Origin of the sequence: Mesorhizobium marinum (assembly GCF_040813675.1) — a bacterium.
Taxonomy (GTDB): Bacteria; Pseudomonadota; Alphaproteobacteria; order Rhizobiales; family Rhizobiaceae; genus Mesorhizobium_K; species Mesorhizobium_K marinum.
Genome location: NZ_JBFOCI010000001.1, coordinates 941,509 through 953,606, shown reverse-complemented (window position 1 = coordinate 953,606; position 12,098 = coordinate 941,509). Strand labels below are relative to the sequence as shown.

The window sequence follows — 12,098 nt, the reverse complement described above, 5'->3', positions numbered from 1 at the left end:
TCAGTTCGTCGACGGTCTCGGCCCTTGAGGCTGCACCACCTGATAGGCCTGTGGCTGCATGCCGCGCGTGACGATCACCGTCTTGAATTTCGGTCCCTCCGGCTCCGCCGTCATCGACTCGATCAGCGCGCTGGCGCCTGCCGCCACCGAACCGCCGAAGGAAGAAATCGTCGTGATGCCGTCGCCAGCCGCGCTCGCGTCGTTGGAAGAGCGCAACGACAGCGAAAGCGAACCCACGTTGCGCGCCAGCGCGATCTTGTTGGCGCCGTCGACCGACACTTCGACGGTTACCGAGCCGACGACCTGCGGGCTGGTCTGGCGCTCGTCCGCGCCCTGCCCGACCGTCAGCACCTTGGCGTTTTCGACGACCACTTCCGTCGTGATCGTCGAACCCGACGCCCCCGAGGCGTTCTGCGAGACCTCCTGGATCGCGCCTGCGTCCCGGGTCAGCATGATATCGACGCGGTCGCCCGGCGTGATGAAGCCGCCGACGCCGGCGATCTCGTCGGTCTTGATGGTGACGGCCCGCATGCCCGGCGAAAGCAGGTTGGAAAGCGTCGCCCGGCCGTTGGCGCCCGACAGCTTGGCAAGCAGCACCGGCTCGCTCGTCTCGATCGGCGACAGCACCACGCGCGAGCCATCCGCCAGCACCTCGTCGATGGACCCGAACGCGCCTTCCGGCAGGTTGTCCTGCGGCCACGGGATCTCAGTCAGCTGCGCCCGGTCGAGTTCCATGCCGAAGCGCAGCGGCGCGGAGGCGATCACGATCGTGTTGAACTTCGGAACGTCCGGAACCGGCACGCTGACCTCGATAGGGTCAATGCGCTGGCTGGCCGCGCTCTTGACCCACAGGTCCGCGGCGAATATCGAGATCGCGCCGAAAACGGCGGCGATGCCGATCATCGTGACTGCCTTACCCCGCACCGCAAAACCCCTGTCCCTGCCGTTCTTCTTGTTGGGGTCAGGCTAGGGAGCATTCCTAAACAATCGGCAATGGTTGGGCCGATCCGGCGGGATCACTTGGGATGTTGGTTATCGAACGGTTTTCGGCCAACGAGCCTTTCGATCGAACGGAACGGGAACCCTGTTCGGATGCAGGCCCGCCGTGGCAGTATCTTTACTGATTCGCTGAGCTGAACTGGTGCCTATGGACGACCGAGACGACGACCTCTTCTCCCGCTCCGAGAAGCCCGCGCCGCGCGGCGGCTCGCGGCCGCTCGACCCGATCCTGCAGGCCGCAGCCAAGCGCAGCGCGCAGCAGAAGGACGGCAGCGAAGGCTATTCCGCGGCCGACATCGAGGTCCTCGAAGGCCTCGAGCCGGTGCGGCGGCGTCCCGGCATGTACATCGGCGGCACCGACGAGAAGGCGCTGCACCACCTGTTCGCCGAGGTGATCGACAACTCCATGGACGAGGCGGTGGCCGGCCACGCCACCTTCATCGATGTCGAACTGTCGGCGGACGGCGTGCTGACCGTGACCGACAACGGACGCGGCATACCGGTCGACCCGCATCCGAAGTTCCCGAAGAAGTCGGCGCTTGAAGTGATCATGTGCACGCTCCACGCGGGCGGCAAGTTCGATTCGAAGGTCTACGAGACCTCCGGCGGCCTGCACGGCGTCGGCGTCTCCGTCGTCAACGCGCTGTCCGACCACCTCGAGGTCGAAGTCGCGCGGGGGCGCCAGCTCTACCGCATGCGTTTTGCGCGCGGCATCCCGCAGGGCAAGCTCGAGGCGCTCGGCGAGGTGCACAACCGGCGCGGCACCCGGGTGCGGTTCCATCCCGATCCCGAAATCTTCGGCAAGGCCGCCCGTTTCGAACCGGCGCGCCTCTACCGGATGGCGCGCTCCAAGGCCTATCTCTTCGGCGGCGTCGAAATTCGCTGGAATTGCGCGCCCGAACTTTTGGGCGGCAAGGACGACACGCCGGAAAAGGCGGTGTTCCATTTCCCGGGCGGCCTCAAGGACTACCTGAAGGCCTCGCTCGGCAGCGAGTTCCAGGTCACGCGCGAGGTCTTCGCGGGGAAGAGCGACAAGCAGGGCGGCCACGGTTCGGTCGAATGGGCCGTCACCTGGTATGGCGGCGACGGCTTCCTCAACTCCTACTGCAACACCATCCCGACCCATGAAGGCGGCACCCACGAGGCCGGCCTGCGCAACGTGCTTCTGCGCGGCCTGCGCGCCTATGCCGACCTGATCGGCAACAAGCGCGCCTCGATCGTCACCGCCGACGACGTGATGATCTCTGCCGCCGGCATGCTGTCGGTGTTCATCCGCGAACCCGAATTCGTCGGCCAGACGAAGGACAGGCTGGCGACCATGGAGGCAATCCGCATCGTCGACGCCGCGGTGCGCGATCCGTTCGACCACTGGCTTGCCGACAATCCGCAGGAAGCCTCGAAGCTGCTCGACTGGGTGATCCAGCGCGCCGACGAGCGCGTTCGCCGGCGCCAGGAAAAGGAAATCAGCCGCAAGTCGGCCGTGCGCAAGCTGCGCCTGCCCGGAAAGCTTGCCGACTGCACCCAGAACGCCGCCGCAGGCGCCGAGATATTCATCGTCGAGGGCGATTCCGCCGGCGGCTCGGCCAAGCAGGCGCGCGACCGCGCGAGCCAGGCCGTGCTGCCACTGCGCGGCAAAATCCTGAACGTCGCCAGCGCAGGGTCCGACAAGCTCGCATCCAACCAGCAGATTTCCGATCTGGTCCAGGCGCTGGGCTGCGGCACGCAAGGCAAGTACCGCGACGAGGATCTGCGCTACGACCGCGTGATCATCATGACCGACGCCGACGTCGACGGCGCCCACATCGCCTCGCTGCTCATCACCTTCTTCTACCAGGAGATGCCGAACCTCATCCGCGGTGGCCACCTCTACATGGCCGTCCCCCCGCTCTACCGGATCAGCCAGGGCGGCAAGGTCCTCTATGCGCGCGACGACGCCCACAAGGACGAACTGCTGAAGTCCGAATTCACCGGACGCGGAAAGATCGAGATCGGGCGCTTCAAGGGCCTCGGCGAGATGATGGCCGCCCAGCTCAAGGAAACCACCATGGACCCGGGCAAGCGCACCCTGCTTCGCGTCGAGGTGGACGAGACCGATCCGGAAGGCACCAAGGCCTCGGTCGACGCGCTGATGGGCACCAAGCCGGAACTGCGCTTCCGCTTCATCCAGGAACGCGCCGAGTTCGCCGAGGCGGAAACGCTGGATATCTGAAGCCGGCGCTGCCGTACCGAAGGGTACGAACCGGGTTCCGGCCTATGCCGCTGCGATCGCCAGCGCGTGTTCCCTGGCGTTTTCGCGCAAGGCATCGAGATGGATCGATTTGAGGAGCGCGGCGAGATCGCCGTCGGCGGTTTCGCCGCCGAGTTCCTCGAGCATCAGGCGGGATACTTCCTGGGCGCCGGCAACGCGCCGGCCGTTGGCGACCTCGCGCCAGACCTTCAGCGCGCGAACCAGGATGCCGTGAACGGCTTCGGAAAGGCCCGCCCGGCGGAACACCGCGGCCAGCGCCACGTCGCTGCCTGTCGCGAGCAGCGACCGCACGCGCCGTTCCGATTGGCCGGCCAAGGCAACGAGCATCGAACCGAAGAAGTCGACCTTGCCATGCGCGATCGCCCGCACGATGAAGCTCGCCGTGAGGTTCCCGGCGACCCTGAGATGCGCGATCAGCGCGGCATAGTCGTCGGGGTCGGTGGCGTCGATCAGCGTCAGCGACGCCTTCACGCAGGCGTCCTTCAGCAGGCGCTCGGCGCGCGGTGCACCCATCAGCGCAACGACAAGCGGCGAGCCCTTGAGCGCGTCCCCGAGCTTGACCAGCAGAATGTGCCGGCAGTCGGCGGGCAGCCGGTCATCGGCGATCAGCGCTTCGCGAAGGGAGGCGACATGGCCGTGACGCTCGGCCAGGCGTCGGAACGACAGCGGCGCGATGTCGGCACCTGCATTGGCGACCAGCATCCCGCAGACGTCGGCATCGCCGATTTCGGCGATGGCGGCCGCCAGTTCCTTCGACACCGAGGGACGGTCGGCGATGAGCAGTTGCGCAGCCTTCGACCCTTCGGTCACGCGATCGACCAGGTCGGCGTCGGACAGGAGCGGCGAGCGTGCCAGGACGACGGCGGCAACTTCCGGCTGGTCGGCGGCGAGCGCGGCGATCACCTGCCGCGGCGCGTGGCGTGACAGCGCCAGCGCCTCCGCCATCGCCTTGCGAACCCTGGCCGAGGGATCGTCGAGCAGAAGCGTCAGCGCCGCTTCCGCCGCACAACGATCCTCGAACGGAAGGTCGTGGTTCGCATAGGCCCGCGCCAGAGCACTGGCTGCCGCCGCGCGCTCATGCGCCTTTGCCGTGTTCACCCATTTCAGGAAATGCGAGACGACCATAAACCCTGCCTGCGCGCCCGACGTCGCCAACCCCAATTGGCGTAAGCCTGACCGTAGGCAGAAAAGGTTTACGTTTGGTTCACCATGTTCTTTAACCGGCTGCGGCATGCGGCGTCGTCAATCCGCTTGCCGGTCCCGGCAGCGCCGCCTATTCCATGCGGATCGAGGGAGGAACTGCGATGGCGGGTTTGTATCTTGAGGAATTCCAGGTCGGGCAGGTCTTTCGTCATGCCCTGACCCGGACCTTGACCGAGAGCGACAATGTTCTCTTCTCGACGATGACCATGAACCCCCAGCCGCTGCATATCGACTTCGACTTCGCCGCCAAGTCCGAATGGGGCCGCCCGCTGGTGAATTCGCTGCTCACCCTCGGCCTGATGATCGGCATTTCCGTGCACGACACGACGCTCGGCACCACGCTCGCCAATCTCGGCATGACGGAGACGGTCTTCCCCGCCCCGGTCTTCCACGGCGACACGATCCGCGTCGAGACGGAGGTGCTCGCCGTGCGCGAGTCGAAGTCGAAGCCCGACCGCGGGATCGTCGATTTCGAACACCGCGCCTACAACCAGGACGGCGTGCTCGTCGCCCGCTGCGCCCGCCAGGCCATGATCATGAAGAAGGCGGCCTGATGCGTTCCCTGCTGTTCGTCCCCGGCGATTCCGAAAGGAAGCTCGAAAAGGGTTTTGCGGCCGGCGCCGACGTCGTCATCGTCGACCTCGAGGACTCCGTCGCGCCCGCCAACAAGCCGCTTGCGCGACAACTTGCGCCGGACGCGATCCGCACGGCCGGCGGCAGCTGTCGCGTCTTCGTGCGCGTGAACGACCTCGGGACCGGCCATACGGACGAGGATCTGGCGGCGGTCGTTCCCGCCCGCCCGGACGGCATCATCCTGCCTAAGGCGCAGGGCGGCGCCGACGTCCAGCACCTCGCGAGCAAGCTGCGCGTCGCCGAGATCGAGGCCGGCCTGCCGGACGGCGGCATCGGCGTGATCCCGATCGTCACCGAAACGGGCCTGGCAACCCTTTCCACCGCGAGCTACGCGAACTCCAGCCCCCGGCTGAAGGGGCTGACCTGGGGCGCGGAGGATCTTTCCGCGGCGGTCGGCGCGCGATCGACGCGCGACGACCAAGGCCGCTACACCGACGTCTTCCGTTTCGCCCGCACGGTCACGCTGCTCGCCGCTTCGGCCTGCGACGTCGCGGCGATCGACACCGTCTATGTCGACTTCCGCGACCTTGACGGCCTGCGCGCGGAGTGCCTCGAAGCCGAGCGTGACGGCTTCACGGGCAAGCTCGCCATTCACCCGGCGCAAGTCGCTGTCATCAACGAGGTCTTCACGCCGTCGGCGGAAGCCGTCGGGCATGCCCGCGACGTCATCTCCGCCTTCGCGGCGGCCGGCAATCCCGGCGTCGTCGCGATCGACGGCAAGATGTATGACATCCCCCATCTGAAGCGCGCCGAGCGATTGCTGGCGCGCGCCAACGTGACGGCCTAGCTGCCGGTCGTCCAGGGTCCCGAATAGTCGGCGACGAGGGTCGCGGGGTCCGGCCGCGGGCGCTCGGGCACAGTGCCCTCATGGGTGCCGATATGCACGAAGCCCACCACCCGTTCGTGCGGCGCGAGGCCGAGCAGGGCCCGCCCCTCCTCGGTGTCCGAGTACCAGTTGGTGATCATGTTGGCGCCGTAGCCGAGCGCCGTCGCGGCGTGAATCAGGTTCATTGCCGCCATGCCGCCGGACAGGAACATCTCCCATTCCGGGATCTTCGGGTTCTCCTTCGGGCTGGAGATGACGCCGACCACCAGGGGCGCGCGTGAAAAACGCGCCAGTTCCTGGTTGCGTCGGCCTTCCGGCAGCGGCCCTTCCCGCTTCTCGGCGAGCGCGGCAAGCGCCTCGCCTATCCGAACGCGGGCATCGCCCCGGTAGAGCACGAAGCGCCACGGAGCGAGCCGGCCGTGGTCGGGCACGCGAACCGCCGCCGCCACCATCGTGGCGACCTCGGAATCGGACGGGCCGGGATCCTTCAGCTCGGCGATCGGCGCGGAACTGCGGGTCAAAAGATGGTCGATGATGGGCGACGCCATTCACATGTCTCCGGATTTGCTGGCTGAAGCGCGGCGGCATGCTCTGGGGCTTGCGGCGGCTTGTGGCGAATTGGCCTTGAAATTGCCATCCCGTTGGGGTCAAAAGCAAGCATGACCGGAGGGGTGATCCGTCTTTTTCTTGGCCTTGCCGCGACGGCTTTCCTCGCAGCCGCGCCGGTGCTCGCCATTGCACAGGAATTCGCGCCGTCCGGCGGCGCGCCCGCCGTCGGTCTCGACCTGCCCTCCTTCTCCAGCTTCGCGCCCGCAGTCGACCCCGGGGCGCCGCTCGCGCTGACCACCGGCGGCGAGATCACGCTGTCGGCCAAGCTGACCGAAGAGGGTGCCGATATCTCGCGCGGGCTGGTCTGGCGCGTCTTCGGCCAGGCCGCGGGCCCCGACGGCAAGCTGCCGCTGATCGCCTCGGCGCAGGGCGGCACCGCCGTCTTCAACCTCGCGCCCGGCGGCTACCTGGTGCACGCCTCCTATGGTCGCGCCGGAGCCACCAAGCGCATCTCCGTCGGCCGCGAGAACAAGAGCGAGAGCCTGGTTCTCGACGCTGGCGGCCTGAAGCTAGACGCCACCCTCGCCGGCGGCGTGCGCATCCCGCCCGCCAAGCTGAAGTTCTCCATCTACGAAGCCGAGCCGGATGCCGGCAGCGAGCGCGCGCTGATCATTCCCGACGTCAGCCCGAATTCCGTGGTGCGGCTGAATTCCGGCACCTACCACATCGTCTCGACCTACGGCTCCGTGAACGCCGTGATCCGATCCGACATCCGCATCGAGGCCGGAAAGCTGACGGAGGCGACCGTCGAGCATCATGCGGCCGAACTGACCCTCAAGCTGGTGCGTGAGGCCGGCGGCGAGGCGATCGCCGACACGTCATGGTCGGTCCTGTCGTCGTCCGGCGACCCGGTGCGCGAGGTCGTGGGCGCCTTCGCCTCCCTGGTTCTGGCCGAGGGCGACTACACCATCATCGCCAAGAACAAGGACCGCATCTACCAGCGCGATTTCACCGTGGTCGGCGGCCGCAACCAGGACGTCGAGGTCCTCGCGACCGAGGCCAACGCGGTGATCGACATGGAAGGCGCGGACTAGACTAGCGCACCGGTTCTCCGGCCGCGCAATCGCGCCGCTTGGCCAAAGGTTTCCGCTGACAATCGTCCTGCTTTGACCCGGATCAACGACAGTCGTGGGTTTCGCGGTCATGGTAGAATCATGCAGGTTGGGATAACCCTGTCACGCTGCGGCATCGAGGAGAGGACTTGAGATGAAAGCACGTGTCGGCCTGGCGCTTCTTGTTTCGGCGACGGCGCTCAATGCCGCGCATGCCCTCACCCCGTCCGAGCAACGTGGAATGGTATTCGCCAAGACCAATTGCTCGCAGTGCCATTCGATAGACCCTGTCGGTCCGAGCCCTCTGTCGGTCGCCCCGCCGTTTCGCGAGTTGCACGAGCGCTATCCCGTGGAGGACCTCCAGGAATCGCTCGCGGAGGGAATCCGCACGGGCCATCCCAGCATGCCCGAGTTCAAGCTCGACCCAGACCAGATCGGCGATCTGATAGCCTTCCTGAAGTCGCTTGAGTGACCGGTCGTCCAATCCAGCGGGACAGCAACAGTCGCCCTTTCTGCGCGTAAGCGCCGGCACAAATGAAAAAGGCTCCGGTCGAACCGGAGCCTTTTTGTTCAAGTAGCGGCAGGTCGCGCCTGCCGGATGCCGGTTCAGCCCGCCTTCGCGACCGCCCGCTTGGCCATCACCTTCACAAGGTTGGCCCGGTACTCGGCCGAAGCATGGATGTCGGTCATCAGCCCGTCAGGCGACACGGACACGCCGTCGAGCGCGGACGGTCCGAAGTTCTGCGCCAGCGCCTTCTCCATGTCTTCCTGGCGAAACACGCCGTTGTCGCCGGCACCGGTGACCGCGACCCTTACGCCGTCGCTACCCTTGGCCACGAAGACGCCTGTCATGGCGTAGCGAGAGGCCGGGTTGGGGAACTTCTGGTAAGCCGACTTCTCTGGCTTCTCGAAGCGGATCGCCGTGACGATCTCACCGTCGCGGAGCGCCGTCTCGAACAGCCCCGTGAAGAAGTCGCCCGCGGAAATTTCCCGGGAACTGGTGACGACCGTTGCGTTGAGGGCGAGCAACGCCGCCGGATAGTCGGCTGCCGGATCGTTGTTGGCGACCGAACCGCCGATCGTGCCGCGGTGGCGAACATGCGGGTCGCCGATATGCGCCGCAAGGTCGGCGACGGCAGGGGCCGCCTTCTTGAGATCTGCGCTGGTGGCCACCTCGGCATGGGTCGTCGCCGCGCCGATGGTGACGGTGTTGCCCGAAACGGTGATGCCCTTCAGTTCGCCGATACGCGAAATGTCGACCACGTCGGACGGCGCGGCGAGCCGCGTCTTCATCGCCGGAATAAGCGTCATGCCGCCGGACAGCAGCTTGGCCTCGCCCTTGCCGAGTAGGCTGGCTGCCTCGGCGACCGAGGATGCGCGGTGATAGTTGACTGCATACATCTTGTTCGTCTCCCTCCCGGTGAGGTTTGGCGGGGAGAAGGGTTTTTTGGAAACCTCAGGGCAACCTTGCGCCTGTCCTGGTTTCCTTGGTCCCTGCTCTCCCGCGACTGTTTCTCAGTTCGAATGCAACGCGTTCCACACGGTCTGCGGCGACGCCGGCATGGCGATGTCGCGTATGCCGAGCGCATCGGTGATCGCGTTGATGACGGCCGGCGGCGAGCCGATGGCGCCCGCTTCGCCACACCCTTTCATGCCGAGCGGATTGCCCGGGCAAGGCGTGTTGGAGGTCGACACCTTGAACGACGGCAGGTCGTCGGCGCGCGGCATGGTGTAGTCCATGTAGCTGGCGGTCAGCAGCTGGCCGCTGTCGTCGTAGACGGCTCCTTCCAGCAGCGCCTGGCCGACGCCCTGTGCGATGCCGCCATGCACCTGGCCCTCCACGATCATCGGATTGATGATGTTGCCGAAGTCGTCGGCGGCCACGAACTGCACGATCTCGGTCACGCCGGTGTCGGGATCGACCTCGACCTCGCAGATGTAGCAGCCCGCCGGGAAGGTGAAGTTGGAGGGATCGTAGAAAGACGTCTCCTTCAGGCCGGGCTCCATGCCGGCCGGCAGGTTGTGCGCCGTGTAGGCGGCCAGCGCCATCTGGAACCAGGGCACCGTCTTGTCGGTACCGGCCACCTTCAGTTCGCCGTTCTCGATGACGATGTCGCCCTCGTCGGCCTCCATCAGGTGGGCCGCGATCCGCTTGGCCTTGGCCTCGACCTTGTCGAGCGCCTTGGTGACGGCGCTCATGCCCACCGCGCCCGACCGCGAGCCGTAGGTGCCCATGCCCATCTGCACCTTGTCGGTGTCGCCGTGCACGATCGACACGCTGTCGATCGGCACCCCGAAGCGCTGGTTGACGAGCTGCGCGAAGGTGGTCTCGTGTCCCTGCCCGTGGCTGTGCGAGCCGGTCAGCACCTCGATGGTGCCGACCGCGTTGACGCGCACTTCGGCCGATTCCCAGAGACCTACGCCGGCGCCGAGCGAACCGACCGCGGCCGACGGAGCGATGCCGCAGGCCTCGATGTAGCAGCTCATGCCGATGCCGCGCAGCTTGCCTTTCGCCTTCGCCGCATCGCGACGCGCAGCAAATCCGGAATAGTCCGCCTCCTTCATCGCGGCGTCGAGCGACGTGGCGTAGTCGCCGGCGTCATAGTTCATGATGACCGGCGTCTGGTGCGGGAACTCAGTGATGAAGTTCTTGCGCCTGAGTTCTCCCGGCGAGACCCCGAGTTCGCGCGCCGCCACCTCGACCGTCCGCTCCAGCAGATAGGTCGCTTCCGGCCGCCCTGCCCCGCGATACGCGTCGACGGGCGCCGTGTTGGTGTAGACGGTGCGCACGTTCGCGTGGATCGCCGGGATGTTGTATTGGCCGGACAGCAGCGTGGCGTAGAGATAGGTCGGCACGCAGGACGAGAACAGCGACATGTAGGCGCCGAGATTGGCGATGGTGTCGACCTTCAGGCCGACAATCCGGTTGTCCTTGTCGAACGCCATCTCGACTTCCGAGACGTGGTCCCGGCCATGCGCGTCGGACAGGAAGCTCTCGGAACGGTCGGCGACCCACTTGACCGGAACGCCGGTCTTTTTCGACGCCCAGAGGCAGACGATTTCTTCCGGATAGATGTAGATCTTCGAGCCGAAACCGCCGCCGACATCGGGGGCGATCACCCTCAGCTTGTTCTCCGGCGCGATGTTGTAGAAGGCGCTCATCACCAGCCGCGCGACGTGCGGGTTCTGTGACGTCGTCCAGCAGGTGTAGTGGTCCTCGGCCCTGTCATAGTGGCCGAGCGCCGCGCGCGGTTCCATCGCGTTGGGCACCAGCCGGTTGTTGACGATCCTGATCTTGGTCACATGGGCGGCCGACTGGATTGCCGCGTCGGCCGCCTTCTGGTCGCCGATCTCCCAGTCGAAGATGAGGTTGTTGTCAGCCTCGGGGTGGAGCTGCGGCGCACCCGCCTTCAGCGCATCCACCGCGCTGATGACCGCCGGCAGTTCCTTGTAGGATATCTCGACGGCTTCAGCCGCGTCGCGCGCCTGCCCCTTGCTGTCGGCAACGACGATCACAACGGCGTCGCCGACATAGCGCACCCGGTCGACCGCCAGCGGCGACCATGCGCCCATCTTCATCGGCGAGCCGTCCTTGGAATGGATCATCCAGCCGCAGATGAGATTGCCGATGCCGTCGGCCTTGAGTTCCTTGCCGGTCAGCACCCCGATGACGCCGGGCATCGCCTGCGCCTTCGAGACGTCGATCGAAACGATCTCGGCATGCGCGTGCGGGCTTCTGACGAATGCCGCGTGCTTCATGCCGGGCACCACCATGTCGTCGACATAGCGCCCGGCGCCGGTGATGAACCGCTTGTCCTCTTTGCGCGCCACGCGCGCGCCGATGCCTTCCATACCCATCAGAATTCTCCTCCAGAACCTTGGCAGGAACAAACGCCCGGATGCCTTGAGCAGTGGAGCCGCGCAAATCGTTGCAATTGTTCGGCTTTATCGTGTCTCGCCACCGCCCCGGAGCGGACCTTGCCCACGCCGGGAAAGTCTCAGGCTGCCTTCACCGCGCCGCCCTTGGCCATCGCCTCGGAAGCCGCCAGGATCGCCTTGACGATGTTGTGATAGCCGGTGCAACGGCAGATGTTGCCTTCGAGTTCGGCGCGCACCGTCTTCTCGTCCAGCCCTTCGGGATGCCGCCGGATCATGTCGGTCGCCGCCATGATCATGCCGGGCGTGCAGAAGCCGCACTGGAGACCGTGGTGTTCCCGGAACGCCGCCTGCACGGGATGCAGTTCCGCGCCGGCGCCGAGCCCTTCGATGGTGACGATTTCGGAGCCCGAAGCCTGCGCCGCCAGCATCGAGCACGACTTCATGGCCTTGCCGTCCACATGCACCACACAGGCGCCGCACTGCGACGTGTCGCAGCCCACATGGGTTCCCGTCAGTCCAAGATGTTCTCTCAGGAAATGGACCAGAAGCGTCCGATCCTCCACCGTCGCGCTTACCTTGCGACCGTTCACCACCAACGACACTTCGGACATGCTTCCTCCCTTGGTCCTCAGCCTAGGTACCTCGCCCG

Annotated in this window: 11 protein-coding genes; 5 read left to right on the top strand and 6 right to left on the bottom strand. The window is 66.3% G+C overall.

The window, feature by feature from the left end; all coding sequences use genetic code 11:
* The gene (gene cpaB, locus ABUE31_RS04505) at window positions 1-924 is read right to left on the bottom strand and encodes a Flp pilus assembly protein CpaB (protein WP_367722290.1); all 924 of its coding nucleotides are present in this window, start codon (window positions 922-924) and stop codon (window positions 1-3) included.
* Window positions 925-1,147: 223 nt separating this feature from the next.
* On the opposite strand from cpaB, the gene parE reads away from it, so the two are divergent.
* Window positions 1,148-3,208: a DNA topoisomerase IV subunit B gene (gene parE / locus ABUE31_RS04500; protein WP_367722289.1), complete on the top strand. Its 2,061-nt coding sequence runs from the start codon at window positions 1,148-1,150 to the stop codon at window positions 3,206-3,208.
* A 42-nt stretch (window positions 3,209-3,250) separates the two neighbouring features.
* On the opposite strand, the gene ABUE31_RS04495 is transcribed toward parE, so the two are convergent.
* Complete coding sequence (locus ABUE31_RS04495) at window positions 3,251-4,372, bottom strand: DUF2336 domain-containing protein (protein WP_367722288.1); 1,122 nt, start codon at window positions 4,370-4,372, stop codon at window positions 3,251-3,253.
* 179 nt (window positions 4,373-4,551) lie between these two features.
* Here ABUE31_RS04495 and ABUE31_RS04490 point away from each other — a divergent pair, with 179 nt between their 5' ends.
* Both ABUE31_RS04490 and ABUE31_RS04485 read left to right on the top strand, forming a co-directional pair.
* The gene (locus ABUE31_RS04490; RefSeq protein WP_367722287.1) at window positions 4,552-5,004 is read left to right on the top strand and encodes a MaoC family dehydratase; all 453 of its coding nucleotides are present in this window, start codon (window positions 4,552-4,554) and stop codon (window positions 5,002-5,004) included.
* Window positions 5,004-5,870 carry an HpcH/HpaI aldolase/citrate lyase family protein gene (locus tag ABUE31_RS04485; RefSeq protein ID WP_367722286.1) on the top strand — a complete coding sequence of 289 codons (867 nt, stop codon included), beginning with the start codon at window positions 5,004-5,006 and terminating at the stop codon, window positions 5,868-5,870. Before ABUE31_RS04490 ends, ABUE31_RS04485 begins: the two co-directional genes overlap by 1 nt.
* On the opposite strand, the gene ABUE31_RS04480 is transcribed toward ABUE31_RS04485, so the two are convergent.
* Window positions 5,867-6,457, bottom strand: a complete 591-nt coding sequence (locus ABUE31_RS04480; protein WP_367722285.1) for a nitroreductase family protein — start codon at window positions 6,455-6,457, stop codon at window positions 5,867-5,869. The two genes, ABUE31_RS04485 and ABUE31_RS04480, sit on opposite strands and share 4 nt — an antisense overlap.
* A 111-nt stretch (window positions 6,458-6,568) precedes the next feature.
* On the opposite strand from ABUE31_RS04480, the gene ABUE31_RS04475 reads away from it, so the two are divergent.
* Together ABUE31_RS04475 and ABUE31_RS04470 are read left to right on the top strand one after the other, a co-directional pair.
* Window positions 6,569-7,552, top strand: a complete 984-nt coding sequence (locus ABUE31_RS04475) for an RgsD C-terminal domain-containing protein (protein WP_367722284.1) — start codon at window positions 6,569-6,571, stop codon at window positions 7,550-7,552.
* Between the two features lie 172 nt (window positions 7,553-7,724).
* On the top strand, window positions 7,725-8,042 hold the full coding sequence (locus ABUE31_RS04470; protein ID WP_367722283.1) for a c-type cytochrome: 318 nt from the start codon (window positions 7,725-7,727) through the stop codon (window positions 8,040-8,042).
* Between the two features lie 134 nt (window positions 8,043-8,176).
* On the opposite strand, the gene ABUE31_RS04465 is transcribed toward ABUE31_RS04470, so the two are convergent.
* The 3 genes from ABUE31_RS04465 to ABUE31_RS04455 all read right to left on the bottom strand — a co-directional run bounded on the left by ABUE31_RS04465 (window position 8,177) and on the right by ABUE31_RS04455 (window position 12,060).
* Window positions 8,177-8,971, bottom strand: coding sequence for an FAD binding domain-containing protein (locus ABUE31_RS04465; protein ID WP_367722282.1), 795 nt, complete (start codon window positions 8,969-8,971; stop codon window positions 8,177-8,179).
* Between the two features lie 114 nt (window positions 8,972-9,085).
* Window positions 9,086-11,428, bottom strand: coding sequence for a xanthine dehydrogenase family protein molybdopterin-binding subunit (locus ABUE31_RS04460; protein WP_367722281.1), 2,343 nt, complete (start codon window positions 11,426-11,428; stop codon window positions 9,086-9,088).
* A 140-nt stretch (window positions 11,429-11,568) separates the two neighbouring features.
* A complete protein-coding gene (locus ABUE31_RS04455) occupies window positions 11,569-12,060 on the bottom strand; it encodes a (2Fe-2S)-binding protein (RefSeq protein WP_367722280.1) in 492 nt (163 codons plus the stop codon).
* Window positions 12,061-12,098: the final 38 nt, after the last annotated feature.